Source organism: Thalassotalea ganghwensis (assembly GCF_053485795.1).
Map to the genome: position 1 here is coordinate 42,658 of NZ_JBQRUM010000018.1, position 15,638 is coordinate 58,295.

The 15,638-nt window shown below is 38.0% G+C and carries 13 protein-coding genes and 1 tRNA gene; 6 read left to right on the forward strand and 8 right to left on the reverse strand.

The features are described from left to right. Positions 1 to 124 precede the first annotated feature (124 nt). Entirely contained in the window at positions 125 to 325 is a 201-nt protein-coding gene (locus tag ACSLUH_RS16035) for a hypothetical protein (RefSeq protein ID WP_448568825.1), read from the forward strand. 11 nt (positions 326 to 336) lie between these two features. Here ACSLUH_RS16035 and ACSLUH_RS16040 read toward each other — a convergent pair whose 3' ends face one another. The 6 genes from ACSLUH_RS16040 to ACSLUH_RS16065 form a co-directional block, all read right to left on the reverse strand. Continuing rightward, a complete protein-coding gene (locus ACSLUH_RS16040) occupies positions 337 to 666 on the reverse strand; it encodes a TusE/DsrC/DsvC family sulfur relay protein (protein WP_448568827.1) in 330 nt (109 codons plus the stop codon). Continuing rightward, a complete protein-coding gene (tusB, locus tag ACSLUH_RS16045) occupies positions 666 to 959 on the reverse strand; it encodes a sulfurtransferase complex subunit TusB (protein ID WP_448568829.1) in 294 nt (97 codons plus the stop codon). Before tusB ends, ACSLUH_RS16040 begins: the two co-directional genes overlap by 1 nt. 8 nt (positions 960 to 967) lie before the next feature. After that, positions 968 to 1,336, reverse strand: coding sequence for a sulfurtransferase complex subunit TusC (tusC, locus tag ACSLUH_RS16050; protein WP_448568831.1), 369 nt, complete (start codon positions 1,334 to 1,336; stop codon positions 968 to 970). Continuing rightward, on the reverse strand, positions 1,336 to 1,704 hold the full coding sequence (gene tusD, locus ACSLUH_RS16055; RefSeq protein ID WP_448568833.1) for a sulfurtransferase complex subunit TusD: 369 nt from the start codon (positions 1,702 to 1,704) through the stop codon (positions 1,336 to 1,338). The genes tusC and tusD overlap by 1 nt, the downstream gene beginning before the upstream one ends. A gap of 85 nt (positions 1,705 to 1,789) precedes the next feature. Beyond that, the gene (locus tag ACSLUH_RS16060; RefSeq protein WP_448568834.1) at positions 1,790 to 2,458 is read right to left on the reverse strand and encodes a Bax inhibitor-1/YccA family protein; all 669 of its coding nucleotides are present in this window, start codon (positions 2,456 to 2,458) and stop codon (positions 1,790 to 1,792) included. A gap of 129 nt (positions 2,459 to 2,587) precedes the next feature. Next, complete coding sequence (locus tag ACSLUH_RS16065; RefSeq protein ID WP_448568836.1) at positions 2,588 to 3,184, reverse strand: DNA-3-methyladenine glycosylase I; 597 nt, start codon at positions 3,182 to 3,184, stop codon at positions 2,588 to 2,590. A gap of 145 nt (positions 3,185 to 3,329) precedes the next feature. Between ACSLUH_RS16065 and ACSLUH_RS16070 the strand changes: the two genes are divergently transcribed. The 4 genes from ACSLUH_RS16070 to ACSLUH_RS16085 all read left to right on the forward strand — a co-directional run bounded on the left by ACSLUH_RS16070 (position 3,330) and on the right by ACSLUH_RS16085 (position 6,919). After that, a tRNA-Ser gene (locus ACSLUH_RS16070) sits at positions 3,330 to 3,420 on the forward strand. A gap of 312 nt (positions 3,421 to 3,732) precedes the next feature. After that, a complete protein-coding gene (locus ACSLUH_RS16075; RefSeq protein ID WP_448568838.1) occupies positions 3,733 to 4,638 on the forward strand; it encodes an ABC transporter ATP-binding protein in 906 nt (301 codons plus the stop codon). Continuing rightward, complete coding sequence (locus tag ACSLUH_RS16080) at positions 4,638 to 6,179, forward strand: hypothetical protein (protein WP_448568840.1); 1,542 nt, start codon at positions 4,638 to 4,640, stop codon at positions 6,177 to 6,179. The genes ACSLUH_RS16075 and ACSLUH_RS16080 overlap by 1 nt, the downstream gene beginning before the upstream one ends. Positions 6,180 to 6,319: 140 nt before the next feature. Next, positions 6,320 to 6,919, forward strand: coding sequence for an FMN-binding negative transcriptional regulator (locus ACSLUH_RS16085; protein ID WP_448568842.1), 600 nt, complete (start codon positions 6,320 to 6,322; stop codon positions 6,917 to 6,919). A 252-nt stretch (positions 6,920 to 7,171) separates the two neighbouring features. Here ACSLUH_RS16085 and ACSLUH_RS16090 read toward each other — a convergent pair whose 3' ends face one another. Then, positions 7,172 to 10,144: a TonB-dependent receptor domain-containing protein gene (locus ACSLUH_RS16090; protein ID WP_448568844.1), complete on the reverse strand. Its 2,973-nt coding sequence runs from the start codon at positions 10,142 to 10,144 to the stop codon at positions 7,172 to 7,174. 246 nt (positions 10,145 to 10,390) lie between these two features. Beyond that, on the reverse strand, positions 10,391 to 13,357 hold the full coding sequence (locus ACSLUH_RS16095) for a TonB-dependent receptor domain-containing protein (protein ID WP_448568846.1): 2,967 nt from the start codon (positions 13,355 to 13,357) through the stop codon (positions 10,391 to 10,393). Between the two features lie 370 nt (positions 13,358 to 13,727). On the opposite strand from ACSLUH_RS16095, the gene speA reads away from it, so the two are divergent. Beyond that, positions 13,728 to 15,638, forward strand: coding sequence for a biosynthetic arginine decarboxylase (speA, locus tag ACSLUH_RS16100; RefSeq protein WP_448568848.1), 1,911 nt, complete (start codon positions 13,728 to 13,730; stop codon positions 15,636 to 15,638).

The following is a 15,638-nucleotide window of genomic DNA, read 5'->3' on the forward strand; positions in this document are numbered from 1 at the left end:
TTTTAAATAAAGTAAAACAAAGGGCGCCGGTTGGCGCCTTTATTTTGTTTATCCCTAAAGTTTACAATTTATCTGCCGATAACCTATATTAACTAAAACAGTAGTACTTTTTAAAAGAGGTTTTATGTCTATTACAATTGGCAACAATACAAGTGTTGCACAGAACACTGAAACGGCGCACGGTGTTAAAACCGCAAAGCTTGTTAAAAATCAGACCGAACTGGAAGGGCAAATGGCGCTGGAACTAATTCAATCAGCTAATATTAATGGTCAAGTTCCCGCCCCGACGGCTAGTAAAGGCAACCAAATTAACATAAAGGTTTAAAGATAGTGCCTTTAAATACATCGTGCTGGCTTTGGTAAGCCAGCATATTTCGTTGCTTGTTTTGCAGGCCCCTCAGAAAACAATTTGTACAAGTAGCGACTACTGGCTTTTTCTGGACCAAACTCTGCTTTCATTGCTTTGGTAAGCGCACGTATTGCAGGCGAGGTGTTGTATTCTAAATAAAACTGACGAACGAATCGTATCACTTCCCAATGCGCTTCAGTGAGCGTCAAACCATCTTGTTTTGCAATAATAGGCGCTAACGCTTCATTCCATTGCTTATAATCCAATAAATACCCTTGCTCATCCGTCTCAATTTTTTGCTGATTAAATTCGATCATTATTGCCAAGTCATTACATTCTGTGCGTTAAATATTAGTGATAACGCTTGTTGGTAGGTGATTTGATTGCTTTTGCTAACACTGGTATTAACACCTCGTGCAATCAAATGTTCTTTAATAATAAAACATTGTTCTATTGTTATCGTATCTAAAAACTTACTCATAATGGGTAAGCGTAAATTATAGCAACCATCATCTACCAATAGCAGCATGTCATTATCTTTAAGGTTTGATAAACACAAGCTAACTTGTTGATGAGGTGCGCTTACTCGTAAAACGTGAAGTGAACTCATAATAACTCTTAAAAAGTAAAGACGACTTCTTGTTGGTGCAACAATTCTGAGAACTTTGCCGCTGAAACCACTTGAGCGTCGTCGATGTGAAAGTTAGCGTTAAGGTTTCGCTCTATTAAACTCTGCTCACAGACATATATCATTTCGATATCATAGAACTCAAATGCAGAAAATGTCTTTAAAAAATTTTTGCTGTTGATGCTTTCTGGAGATTGTTTTTCCAATAACTGGTAGACACCATCGCCCTGAAAAAAAAGGTTAGTTGATTGCTCATAAGAGCCAAGTATTAATGAGACATCTAAGGCTTCTTTAGCATGAGCAGTAGAAAAGGGGGCTTGCGTATTTAGAATTGCAAATTGCTTTTTTTTTGCTGGCATTATAATTGAATTACCTTATCTGCTTGAGTTGAGAGTTTAACTAATTCACCGAGACCGGAAAGAATGAATTCGCTATGAATATTCGCATAATCATCATTGACATCAATTAAGCCAAATTTTTCAGCTGCAGTCGCACAAAGGTGTAAAGGAACATTGTAATCTTTACACAATTGCTGCCATACACTGATCTGTTGGTATTCATCAGCCGGCACACGCAAGTGCTTTGCAGCATTTAGTACACCCTGTTGATAAAAAAATACACTTATAAGCTGATGTGCCTGTGCCGCTGCCAATGCTAATTGGTAAGCAGTGTGTGTTAGGTTAACATGAGGAGGAGTCGTAACCACCAGCGCTAATTGTTGTGTCAAAGGATGTCCTTAAGCATTCAGAATTCGGATAATAAAAAGGCCTCTTAATGAGGCCTTTTTATTATAAATCATTTTTTAGCGCAGGTTAATCATCGCTATTAAATGCGCCTAGTAGATGAAGTAGGCTTGTAAAGATATTATAAATATTTAAGTATAGTGAAACCGTAGCTCGAATGTAGTTACGCTCACCACCATGAATAATACGACTGGTGTCGAACAAGATTAAGCCAGACATAATCATGATGATGGCTGAGCTAATCGCTAATGAAAGTGCTGGAACTTGGAAAAAGATATTAGCAACTGCTGCGATTAACACCACAATTAACCCAACCATTAAAAAACCACCCATAAAAGAGAAGTCTTTTTTGCTGGTTAACGCGTAGCCTGATAAAGCGAAAAATATCAACGCTGTGCCACCTAATGCTTGCATAATTAACGAGCCACCACTTGGCATAGCAGCATAGTAGTTTAGCATTGGCCCTAATGAAGCACCCATTAAACCGGTGAAGGCGAAAATCCAAAAAATGCCGTTAGCTTTGTCTGCTTGCTTATGAACAACAAACAATAAACCAAAGGCGACTAAAGTCATAACAAGCGCTGCCATATGAGATAATCCCATCGCCATTGAGATACCAGCAGTTACTGCGCTAAATGCTAGGGTCATAGACAATAGCATATAAGTATTTTTCAATACCTTATTGATTTCAATAGCAGAGCTTTGACTTGCTGTTTGAAAACCCATATTTGATTGCATAAACATTCCTCTACGAACTTTAGTTATATTAGTTAAGATAAGGTCGCTTAATGAAAGTTCAAGTGTCGTTTCTAATTTAAGCGCCAACTTTGTGACATATTATGACACGCTGTTTTTAAATTGCCAATGCTATTGTTGATTAAATTGGTCAATTATTTGTTGTCTACGAAAGCAATGTAGATTGTGATCATTTACTAAGCCACATGCTTGCATATGGGCGTAGCATATTGTTGACCCAAAAAATTTAAATCCTCGATTTTTAAGGTCTTTACTTATGGCATCTGATGTAGAAGTGGTGGAAGGGTAGTCTTTCAAAGAAGAAATTTCGTTAACGATAGTTTTGTTGTTAACAAATCCCCAGAGGTAATGGCTAAAACTACCAAATTCTTTTTGTAGTGCTAAAAATATTTTAGCATTGTTTATGGCCGCGTTTATTTTAGCTTTGTTGCGAATAATATTAGGGTTTTCCATCAATCGAGCGACATCTAGCTCAGTATATTGAGCAACTTTGTTTGCGCTAAAATTGTCAAACGCTTGCCGATAACCTTCTCTGCGCTTCAATATCGTATACCAACTCAAACCTGCTTGTGCTGATTCCAAGATAAGAAATTCAAACATAATGTTATCATCGTGAACTGGAACACCCCATTCCTCATCATGATACTTAACATAATCTGGCTTACTTTCATCCAGCCAATGACAACGACATACGGCGTTATTTTTCATTATTTTCCCTTAAATTGATTGATTGAGCAGCAAAGTGATTAAAAAGTTAGCAATTAAGTTCAATAGTTAAAATTAGTGCTTTACAAGGAGATTTTGACACTTTAATATTCGCCTCGTTCAAAAGCAAACCGCTTTTTTACAATCAGGTGAGATGGCTGAGTGGTCGAAAGCACTGGTCTTGAAAACCAGCAGGTGTTAATAGCGCCTCTAGGGTTCAAATCCCTATCTCACCGCCATATTCAGAAAACCGCAACGATTAAATGTTGCGGTTTTTTTTTACCTTTTTTTGTTGAATAGCGATAAATGCTTAGTTAGCTCCATAATAACTTGATAGCGTTATCTGCTATTTAAAGTGTCTTTTTATAAGATTGGTATTTAATCCTTTTTAACTAATCACTTTACCAAACTTCCACTAAAAGTTAGCGAAATTCGCCATTGCTTTTTTAATTCCTAAGAAAGGTTTCTTTCAATACACTGTTTTTTAACGGGATTTTTCTGGCACTGTATTTGCTGAATAAATGAGCTTTTTTTTTTATAAAGGAAGTGTAATGCTATTGGATATTCAATCACTTAGCCATAAATATCAGCGTGGCAAAGATACAAAGTTTGCGATTAAATCACTATCTCTACAAGTTGAACCAGGAATTTTGGGATTACTCGGTCCAAACGGTGCTGGAAAATCGAGTTTGATGCGAATTCTCGCCACATTAACAAAGCCAACCCAAGGTAAAATTTTGTGGCGAGGGCATGATATTGTTGTATCTCCTCAAGTACTAAGAAAAGAGTTAGGCTATTTACCGCAATATTTTGGCGTGTACGATCAGTTGTCTGGTATCGAGTTTTTACAATACATGGCTAGTTTAAAAGGATTAGATAGCATACTTGCAACGCAAGTTATTGAAGAGTTATTAGATAAACTCAATTTAACCCACGCGGCTCACCAGCCATTAAAAGGATATTCTGGTGGTATGAAGCAGCGCATAGGAATTGCTCAGGCATTGCTGAATGATCCTAAACTATTGATTATTGATGAGCCAACTGTTGGTTTGGATCCACAAGAACGATCCAATTTCCGTCAATTACTCACTGAATTAGCGGGTGAACGTTGTATTATTTTATCCACGCATATCGTGGCTGATGTAGAGTCGATAGCAGATCGAATAGCCATTATCGATTCGGGGCGCCTAGTTCAATTTCATTCCCCCATTGCGCTTCAAAACAAGGTTACCAACAAATGTTGGCAATTAAGTACCAATGCCAGTGATCTCAAGCGAATTCAGCATGAATTTATTGTTAGCCATAGCATGAGAAAAGAAAACTTAATAGATCTTAGTATTGTTGCGGATTACTCCCCAGATGAGAGTGCAATTTTAAGAACCCCAACTCTAGAAGATGCATACTTATACTTTACCCGTAATCAGCAAATACAGACTGATTATGTAAGGGGGAATTAATGCATCAAATTTTTCAATGCATTCAAGCCGACTTTAAACAGCGAACTCGCCAAAATAGCTTTGTAGTAACATTAATGGCGATGTCCGTATTGACCTTGCTCTTTTTTCCTTCCCCCGATAGCCAATATCAAACCTTAGTCATTAATGGTTATCGTGGCATATACAATAGCGCTTGGCTTGGTGCGTCTCTTGCTATGTTGAATGTACTTTTTTTACCGCTTATTTGTTTCTACCTAATAAAAAATGCGCTTGAATTAGACCGAAAATCAATGACTGGTGAGCTTATTGCGGCTACTTCCGTTACTAAGTTGAATTTTTTAATCGCAAAATGGTTCACTAATGTACTTATATTAGTTTCTATTGTTGTGATTATGCTAATAAATTGCCTCGTGATTCAGATTTACTATGGTGAAAGCTATCATATCAACTTATGGGCGTTAGTATGGCCTCAAATTGTTTTTGTTTTACCGATTCTGTTAGCCATTTCAGGACTTTCGTTAATGTTTGAGTCAATAAAATGGCTAAAAGGAGGATTGGGTAATGTCGTATATTTCTTTTTGTGGGTAGGCGCTATTGTGCACTCCGTTGAAAGTGTTTCTGGTGTAGGAGCGCTACTTGAACATATTGAGCGAGAAGTTGAACAGCGTTTTCCTTTACAACAAGGCCCGACAAATATTGGTATAAATATTAGTGAGGAAGTAAATGACATAAGTACTTTTGTTTGGCAGGGAATAGAGCCAAGTTTACTCCATTTATGGGGAGCGCTACCTTTACTAATCATTAGTTTAACTTGTTTAGTCATGGCGTTTATATTCTTTGATCGATTCAGCAATGCTTCAATGTCTGAACATATGCAGCCTTCGAAGTTAAGTAAAATGATAAAGCATGGTTTGGGAAATAACCTAGATAAGCTTTTTATCAACTTCACAAAGCATTTTGCGTTTACTCGCTTATTGCGATTAGAGCTGAAATTACAACTTAAGTCTTTATCGGTCTATTGGTATATCGTTGTTTTTGCTTTAAATATCATTCAATTGTTTATTAGTCACCAATTGCTGGTTAGTCTAGTTTTACCTATTTCGTGGTTATGGTGTGTTTTGGTTATATCTCAATTAGGGCAAATGGAAAAGCAGTACAACACCATTGAGTTGATCACCTACAGCAATAAATCAATGGTAATACAAAGCGCAGCATCATGCAGTGCTGCTTGGATATTATTAGTTTTAGTAAGTTTAGGTAGCCTAATACGTTTCGTTGGCAGTGCAGAGTGGCTGTTAGTCATTCAACTCATTATTGCGGTTTCATTTACCGTAGCTCTTGCTTATTGTTGTGGCGTATTAACCGGAACCAAAAGAGTGTTTGAAGTGCTTTACCCCGCTCTTTGGTATATGGGGCCAATTCAAGGAGCATTATATATTGACTTTTTTGGAGTCAACCCGATTGCTAGTTGGCAGGCAAGTGTTCCTTTTTACTTTTTAATGATTTCAATAAGTTTAGTGATATTGACCATTAGTGTTAAAAGTAAACGTCAAACCACGTAGTAAATTCATACAAAGGCGAGTGTTAAAACGGCCTAAAAGAGGGCATTTTATCGTCGTTTTTTTATCTAAATATTTATTGGTATTTAACATGGTTTGATTTATTTTAACGCCTGTTGATTACTAATAATAAAGTACTACTAATGCATACACCTGAAAAATGGAAAATGAACGCTAAACAAGAGATTATTCAATTTATTGAACAATTTGGATTTGCCGTTGTTGTATCTAATGATTTTCATGCTTCACACTTGCCTTTACTGTTCAAACCTGATTTAGAAGAGCATGGGATGTTATATGGACACTTTGCAAGAACTAACCAGCACTGGAAAACTGTAAACAATACAGAAGTTTTGGTTGTTTTCTCTGGCCCTCATTCCTATATTTCACCCTCTTGGTATCATTCCAGCCCAGCGGTACCTACCTGGAATTATGCCGCCATTCATATTAAAGGAATAATCGAATTAACAGATGACGATACTACGTTTGCGATGCTAGATGAAACGGTTAAAAAGTATGAACCTAGTTTAACTATTGATCCTGACTATAAAAATAAACTTGCAAAAGGTATTGTGGGTTTTCAGATTAAGGTTACGTCCATCGAAGCTAAAGATAAATTGGGCCAGCAGAGGTCGGTAGACGATCAAAAGGGCGTAACGAACGCGCTAGCCTGTTCAGAAGCCCTAGATAATCAAATGTTATATCGCTATATGATGGCTAAACATATAGGTACTGGTAGTTAGCATACCATGTTTTTTATAGATAAAACTATGGTATCTAATATGGATTAGGCACATTCACTTATTAAGTTTATTTGCACATGAATCGTCAAATTTAGTTTTGATAAACTAGCGTTTTGAGACGAGTACACAAAATTAAACGCTCAACCAATCTTATGAGTTTTTTCTATATCCGATCACCATAATTTGAAATCACTATTAAAAAAAAGGCGCTAATGTTTCAGCGCCTTTTTATTCTATTGTTTATCTTGTTACTTAGAACTTGTATCTAATACCCGCATAGATTTTTCGGCCGATACCATCATAGAGCAAACCACCCGAATTAAGCGCCGGTAGAGCAGGAGGTAGCTTATCATTTAGGTTACTAACACCCGCATAGCCAGATAGGCCATCAGTAAATTGATAATCTAAATTAATGTTATGATAAACATATGAACCAACCTCGTTATCAAACCAATCTTCGTAGGTTTCTTCAGTTGCTTCTTTATTAAAGATTGAACGACCGATGTAGTTCATTGTCCATGCTAATGTTAAGTCTTCATATCGATAAACTGAATTTAACAAAGCTCTTACACGTGGTGAGCCAACTTGCCCAGCGAAACTAGATCTATCGTTTGGATCTTCGACATTATTGTAGAACTTACGCTCATCTAAATAGGTTGCGGTAAGTTGGAAACTCAAACCTCCTGCGTTTCCTAAATCTATTGAGTAGTTTGCATCGACATCAACACCAGAGGCGACGAATGCCGCGACATTGATAGAAGTGGTTCTTACGTTATTGATTTGTCCTAGTGAATTTCGATCGATCAATTGACAAAATTCATTGTTTAACGCTTGTCCATCAACGCAGTTATTTAAAATGAACGTAGGGTTATATGTAGTAATCGCATCTTCGATGTCCACATCCCAGTAATCAATTGCGAGGTTAAAATTGTCAGTGGGCGTAAAAACAACACCTAAAGTATAGGTATCAGCCTTTTCAGGATTTAACTCTGTATTACCACCTTGAAGTTCAATTCGAGTACCAAAATCAGCGGAAGATACGAACCCTTCAGGTATTCCTAATGCTGCACAGTTTACAGCTCTGTTACTATCCAATGGGCCAGAGTTTATTCGACTCGCTGAACAAGGATCTTGCATATTGTTTGCTACCGCTTGTTCAGGGGCAAACATTTCTTGAATATTTGGGGCGCGTACGGCATGTGAGAATGTATAACGTAAACGAAATTCATCAAGTATTGCCCAGTTTACTGCTGCTTTATAGGTAAAATCCCCACCCGTTACACTGTTATCTGCATAACGTCCAGCAAGTTCGAGGTCTAAACTCTCTATGCCTGTCTTACCATCAACTAACGGTACAAGCACTTCGCCAAACACTTCAGAAACATCATAACTTCCCTTTGTTGTTGATAAAAAGATATTAGTATCTGGTGTGGTACCACGTGTAGAACCTAAGAGGCCGAGACCTCTGCCATTTTCATCGCGCGCTTGAGCTAATGCATCCGGATTGTTTGATGCTGATTCATCTCGATACTCTAGGCCAACGACAAAATCAGCGTACCCCGCGGCAGTTTCAAATAATGAACCACCCAGTGTTGCTGAAATTACTGTTTGTTCAATTTCTTCTTCAGTGAGAAGTTGGACACCAACATAATCTCGTGCAGCTTGAGTAGCACCAAAATATATTGGGTTGTATGCTACACAGTTTGGATCTGTTGTCATATCGCGACAAACGGCTTGACCATCGGCACCAGTTACAGCATCCAATGCTCTTTCATAGTTTTCTATTAGAACGTCATCATTTAAACGCTCAGACTTTACTTCGCCATGCTGTAGGTAGTATGTGTAGTTGTAGCTACCTATTGATCCTTCACCGCCAAAAACAAATTGGGTCGTCTCCCTTTTAGTATTTGCTCGTGCGCTTAAACCAACAACCGCTAGTCCTACTGATTGTAGTCCTCTATTATCCATAATATCGACTAACTCTTGCGGTCTAAAAGGGTTTTCGTTAGAGATAGTAATTAATGGTCCAAAATTATCATCATGAAATACGCTCGCTTGATCAGAGGCAGCAGATTCTGTTTTTGCGTATTTGACTTCACCATAAACTCGGTGGTTTGGATTGATGTCAAAATGAGTACTGGCAGATAATAGTACACGTTCACTAGGCGCATTTAATGTACCGGTTTCATTTATTCTAAAACCGTCGCCACCTTCACAAGGCACGACTACGCAGTTTGTACCTGGCTGAAAATCTCTAAAATGGCCATCTTCTCGATCGATAGTATAGGTGTCGTAGTTAAAGCCAAAAGGGTCGTTTGCAAAAACTGGTGCTCCAATGATAGTAGAAACCGAAGTAATTGGCATATTTCCAAAAAGGTACTGGTCATTAGGAACGTAAAATAAACCTTCAGCACTTAGCGCTTGATAACGTTGATCTTCATAAAATATTAAATCTGGAATGTCATCATCGTTACTGGTATTAAGAGGGTTTGCGTAAAAAACGTGGTTTTTATTAGCATAAGGACGACTTTTAATTGGGATTTCTTCCTCTTCAGAGTATGAAGCGTGGAAAGTGAAATTACCGTCGCCATTGGCATAATTTGTACCAAAGTTCAAAGAGAAATCTTTAGATTCCCCGTCATTATAGCGGGTTTCACCTGTTGAAGCGTCTAGTTCGAAACCTTCAAGATCTTTACGCATAATGAAGTTTACTACACCAGTTACCGCATCAGCACCATAAATAGCTGATGCACCGCCGGTAATAACTTCAACCCTTTGAACCATCGAAGCAGGGATCATACTCATATCTACCGCAGAAGTGCCTGCTGAACCCGCTACATGACGCCGTCCATCAACCAACACTAGTGTACGATTAGTACCTAAGCCTCTTAAATTAGCAAGTTCTAAACCTGCATTATTTATGCTATTTCCATTTGAGCGATTTATCGCACCGCCACCGACACCACTTAGTAAGGCTGGTAGCTTGTTCATTAAGTCACCTATATTTTTAACACCTGATTGCTCGATCATTTCAGTGTCAATAATGGTCATCGGTGTGGTCATTTGTGCGCTTGTTTGCTTAATACGTGAACCTGTAATCGTTATCTTCTCTGGTTCTACTTCTTCCGCAACAACCGTTGGAGCAGTTAAGCTTAAACTCGAAAGTGTTGTAATGGTAAGACCATAATACATAGATTTAGTTATACGATTTATTGAGCTTTTCATAAATGTTACTTCCTTCAATGTAAATCTTATTGTTATTAATGAGAATAATCTCAAAGTACCAGATTTATTCTGAGATTAATTGTTTGTTTGAAAATTTACATTTTTTAGAATTTGCGGTTTTGTAACATTATTTGGACAAATAGATAAACGGAATAAAGTAGGAGTTATAGTAAAAAGAGACAATTAACTGGCTGAAATTAAATGTAAAAAAACGAGCCGTAAAAGGCTCGTTTCTCATTTGTTTTGTTAAAACTTGTATCGAATACCTGCATACACTTTACGGCCGATACCATCGTACAATAGGCCACCTGAATTTAGATTTGGTAATGCTGGTGGACGTTTATCACCTAAATTATTAACACCAAAATACATTGTTAACTCGTCGTTGTATTGGTAATCAAAGTTAAGGTTATGATAAACATATGAACCTATTTTATTGTCAAACCAGTCTTCGTAAGTTTCATCGGTCGCTTCTTTGTTGAATGAAGAAGCGCCGATAAAATTCATACCCCATGCCAGCGTTATATCTTCATAGCGATATACCGTATTAAGTAGTGCACGAACGCGTGGTGAACCAGCTTGACCTGCATAACTTGTATTGTCGCTTGGATCTGCAACGTTGTTAAAGAAACGACGCTCATCTAAATACGTTGCCGTTAAATGGAAGTTTAATGCACCTAAACTGTCCATATCTAAAGAGTAATTAGCGTCAATGTCTACACCAGATGCAACAAAAGCAGCAACATTAATTGATGATGTACGAACATTGTTAATGTGACCACTTTCGCTTCTATCAATTAACTGACAAAATTCGTTATTCAATGTTTGACCATCAACGCAGTTATTTAAAATAAACGTCGGGTTATACGTGGTGATCGCATCTTCAATTTGAACGTCCCAATAATCAACCGCTAAACTAAAGTCGTCACTTGGTGTATAGACTAAACCTACAGTGTATGTGTCGGCAGACTCTGGAGATAGCTCTGTATTTCCGCCTTGAAGCTCAATACGAGAGCCAAAATCTGCAGATGATACAAAACCTTCTTCTATGCCGAGTTCTGCACAGTTTTGGGCACGATTGCCATCAAGTGGTCCTGAATTTATTCGGCTAGCAGAGCAGGGATCATACATGACTGCACCAGTTGCTTGTTCAGGAGCAAACATTTCTTGAATGTTAGGAGCTCGCACCGCATGAGATAACGTATAGCGAACACGAAGTTCTTCCATAATTGTCCAATTTAATGCCGCTTTATAGGTAAAATCGCCACCAGTAACGCTGTTATCTGCATAACGCGCAGCTAATTCAAGATCTAGAACCTCAGCAAAAGGCTTTCCTTCAATTAAAGGTACAAGTACTTCGCCAAAGACTTCTTTGACATCGTAACTACCATCCGTTGTACTTAAAAATAAATTGGTATCTGGTGTGGTACCTTTCATTGAACCTACAAGACCTAAGCCTACGCCATTTTCATCTTTTTGCTGCGTAAGCGGATCAGGCGTACTTAATGCTGATTCATCTCGGTATTCGGCACCGACAACAAAATCAATATATCCTGCATCAGTCTCAAATAACGTACCGGCTAATGTTGCTTGTAAGTTAAATTGACTAACTTTTTCTTCTGTTAGTAGCTTAACGCCTGAGTAAGCTAACGCATCTTGAGAAGCGCCAAAGTAAATAGGGTTGTAAGCAACACAATTTGGGTCAGTTTCCATATCACGGCACAATGCTTCACCATTTGGACCTGTTACAGCATCTAAAGCGCGATAATAATTGTCTATTAATACATCATCATTTAGTAGTTCAGAGTTCACTTCACCATATTGTGCATAGTAGGTATAACCATAATCACCTAACTCACCCTCGCCACCAAATACAAACTGGGCAGTTTCACGGGTAGTTTGACTACGAGCGTTCATACCGACCACGGCTAAACCAACCGTTTGTAAGTTACGCTCTTCCATAAGATCAACCAACTCTTGAGGTCTAAATGGGTTTTCATTGGTTATGGTGATTAACGGACCAAAATTGTCATCATGGAATACGCTTGCCTGATCTGAGGCGGCAGATTCAGTTTTACCATATTTAGCTTCCGCGTATATTCTATGCTCATTATTGATGTCGTAATGAGAAGAAACTGAAAATAAGGTTCTTTCACTTGGTACATTCAGCGTGCCTGTTTCTCTGATTCTAAAACCATCACCACCTTCACATGGTACAACCATACAATTTGTACCAGCGATAAAGTCTCTAAAGTGTCCGTCTTCACGGTCAATCGTATAGGTATCGTAATTGAAGCCAAATGGGTCATCGGCAAATATTGGTGCACCAACGATGCTCGAAACCATAGTGATAGGCATATCACCAAAAACAAAGTTTTCGTTAGGCACGTAAAATAAGCCTTCTGCGCTTAACGCTTGGAAACGTTGATCATCATAAAATACTAGATCTGGTATACCATCGTTATTTGAAGTGTTAGCAGGGTTTGCTGAAAAGGTATGATTTTTATTAGCATAATCGCGATTACGAATCGAAATTTCTTCTTCTTCTGAATAAGATACATGGAAGGTCACATTACCTTTGCCATTGTCGTAGTTAATGCCATATTGCATCGATAAATCACTTGATTCACCATCATTATACTTCGTTTCACCGTATGAACCGTCGAGTTCAAAACCTTCAAAATTTTTACGCATGATAAAGTTAACAACACCCGTAACAGCATCTGCTCCGTAAATAGCAGATGCTCCGCCAGTGATAACTTCAACTTGCTTAACCATAGATGCTGGAATCATACTCATATCAACCGCAGATGTTCCTGCAGAACCCGCAACGTGACGACGACCATCAACTAAAACTAATGTACGATTCGTGCCTAAGCCTCTTAAGTTCGCAAGCTCTAAACCGGCATTATTAATGTTACCACCATTACTGTTGTTAATGGCGCTACCACCAACACCACTCAGTAAAGCAGGTAGCTTATTCATTAAATCACCAATATTTTTAACACCAGATTGCTCGATCATTTCTGCATCTACAATAGTCATCGGGGTTGTCATTTGAGCACTGGTTTGTTTAATGCGAGAACCAGTAATGGTAATCTTTTCTGCTTCTTCGGCAAGCAAGTGTGGAGATGTTAATACCATTGATGATACGCTGGCTATCGCCAAAGCTTTACGTACACTATTAGTTGTTGTGTTCGTTATAAATTTCATAAGGACCTCTTAACTCTTATTCGCTAAAGCGATAGATAAATCTCAAAATTATTTGAATATTTTTTATCCAAATATTGTATGGCGAGCATTCTAGCAAAAAAAAAAATTGATACTTGACAGATTTGTAACCCGTTTGTTTCCATAGAAACAAATCTGTTACGAATGCCAAAAGTTACTAATTCAACCTCTGCTAATGATTAGGTATTTTCGTATCATCATCAAAATAATTTTTGTTGAAATACAGTAATTTTTGTTGGACTTTCGACTAAGCATTTATTCTAATGCGTGCCATAATTTCAGTGGTATTGATGGAGTCACTATAAAAGTCCATTAATAGTTAGCTAACACATTGTGAAGATTGAGAAAATTAATGAATAAAACAGCCTTGGATAAAGTGCGTTCTATCTATAATGTTCGCCATTGGAGCGGCGATTATTTTGGTATCAATGATGCTGGGAAAGTATTTGTTTCACCAAATGTTCAAAGAAAAGAGCAAAAGGTTGAGTTAACCACAATTGCGAAAATGATTGAAGATAAAGGGTTAACTTTACCAGCCTTGGTGCGCTTCCCTCAAATATTGCATCATCGTATATATAGCCTTTGTGAAGCCTTTAATCAGGCAATAAAGGAGTATGATTATCAAGAAAAATACCTGTTGGTTTATCCCATTAAAGTTAACCAGCAACGAGAAGTTGTTGACGAAATTCTTGCTAGTCAATACAACCGCGAACATAAGCAATTAGGCTTAGAGGCGGGAAGTAAAGCCGAGTTATTGGCTGTGTTAGCGATGGCTCATAAAGTCTCTTCTGTTATCGTTTGTAATGGTTATAAAGATAGAGAATATGTTCGCTTAGCCTTGATTGGTGAAAAGCTTGGACATAAGGTTCACATCGTCTTGGAGAAGATGTCAGAACTTGAAATGATCTTAGCAGAAGCTAAAACATTAAACGTAACACCTCGGTTAGGTATACGTGTTCGTTTAGCTTCTCAAGGAAAAGGAAAGTGGCAAGCTAGTGGTGGAGAAAAGTCAAAGTTTGGCTTATCAGCTTCTCAGGTGTTAAAGGTTGTCGATGTCCTAAGAAAGCATCAACTCTTGGATGCCCTAAAACTTGTTCATTTTCATTTAGGTTCACAAATCGCCAATATTAGAGATGTGCGCGTTGGTGTTAGTGAGGCGGCACGTTTTTATTGTGAGTTGAGGCAACTAGGTGCTGGTATTGCTTGTATGGACGTTGGTGGTGGTTTAGCCGTTGACTATGATGGTACTCGCAGTCAATCACATAATTCAATGAACTACAGTCTAGCGGAATACGCCAATAATATTGTCCATACCATAGGGGATGCTTGTAAAAGCTATGGTGAGCCGATGCCGATGATTATTTCGGAGTCGGGTAGAGCACTTACCGCTCATCATGCCGTTTTGATCTCTAACGTTATCGGCGCCGAATCTTATCAACCGGAAGAGTTAGCAGCGCCATCACAAGACGCTTCTGTTTTACTTAAGAACATGTGGAGTTCTTTTGAAGAACTTAATAACCGTAATGACGATAGAGCGTTAATTGAAATTTATCATGATACTCAAAGTGACTTGGCCGAGGTACATAGCCAGTTCGCAATGGGTTTATTAACATTAAAAGATAGAGCATGGGCTGAACAAGTAAATCTAAGAGTTTGTTACCAATTAAAACAATTGATGGATAGTAAAAACCGTTTTCATCGACCCATTATTGATGATCTTAATGAAAAATTAGCAGACAAGTTCTTTGTTAATTTCTCTTTGTTTCAATCTTTACCAGATTCGTGGGGAATAGATCAGGTCTTTCCAGTGTTACCGTTGAGTAACTTAGAAAAATCTGGTGAGAGAAGAGCAGTTTTACTTGATATTACCTGTGACTCAGATGGCACAATAGACCATTATGTTGATGGGCAAGGTATAGAAACAACATTACCTGTACCACCGTGGAATGAAAAAGAGCCTTATTTGCTTGGATTCTTTTTAGTTGGCGCTTATCAAGAAATTCTTGGTGATATGCATAATCTATTTGGTGATACGCATAGTGCAGTAGTATCGATTAATGAACATGGCCAACCGATAATCTCAGAAATAAATGAAGGAGATACGGTAGAAGAAATGTTGTCATATGTACATCTTGATGCTAATACCTTTAAAAAAGCCTATTCTGAATTATTGGTTGATAAATTTTCACCAGAAGAAAGCGCGGCACTCTTTGAAGAACTCGTATCCGGCCTTAATGGTTATACCTACTTAGAAGACTTCTAG

What these genes read in the sequence shown, in the direction of transcription:
- ACSLUH_RS16080 (WP_448568840.1), top strand. Translation starts at nt 4,638, where the DNA reads ATGCATCAAATTTTTCAATGCATTCAAGCCGACTTTAAACAGCGAACT.
- ACSLUH_RS16095 (WP_448568846.1), bottom strand. Translation starts at nt 13,357, where the DNA reads ATGAAATTTATAACGAACACAACAACTAATAGTGTACGTAAAGCTTTG.
- ACSLUH_RS16035 (WP_448568825.1), top strand. Translation starts at nt 125, where the DNA reads ATGTCTATTACAATTGGCAACAATACAAGTGTTGCACAGAACACTGAA.
- ACSLUH_RS16040 (WP_448568827.1), bottom strand. Translation starts at nt 666, where the DNA reads ATGATCGAATTTAATCAGCAAAAAATTGAGACGGATGAGCAAGGGTAT.
- ACSLUH_RS16085 (WP_448568842.1), top strand. Translation starts at nt 6,320, where the DNA reads ATGCATACACCTGAAAAATGGAAAATGAACGCTAAACAAGAGATTATT.
- ACSLUH_RS16090 (WP_448568844.1), bottom strand. Translation starts at nt 10,144, where the DNA reads ATGAAAAGCTCAATAAATCGTATAACTAAATCTATGTATTATGGTCTT.
- ACSLUH_RS16060 (WP_448568834.1), bottom strand. Translation starts at nt 2,458, where the DNA reads ATGCAATCAAATATGGGTTTTCAAACAGCAAGTCAAAGCTCTGCTATT.
- tusC (WP_448568831.1), bottom strand. Translation starts at nt 1,336, where the DNA reads ATGCCAGCAAAAAAAAAGCAATTTGCAATTCTAAATACGCAAGCCCCC.
- speA (WP_448568848.1), top strand. Translation starts at nt 13,728, where the DNA reads ATGAATAAAACAGCCTTGGATAAAGTGCGTTCTATCTATAATGTTCGC.
- ACSLUH_RS16065 (WP_448568836.1), bottom strand. Translation starts at nt 3,184, where the DNA reads ATGAAAAATAACGCCGTATGTCGTTGTCATTGGCTGGATGAAAGTAAG.
- tusB (WP_448568829.1), bottom strand. Translation starts at nt 959, where the DNA reads ATGAGTTCACTTCACGTTTTACGAGTAAGCGCACCTCATCAACAAGTT.
- ACSLUH_RS16075 (WP_448568838.1), top strand. Translation starts at nt 3,733, where the DNA reads ATGCTATTGGATATTCAATCACTTAGCCATAAATATCAGCGTGGCAAA.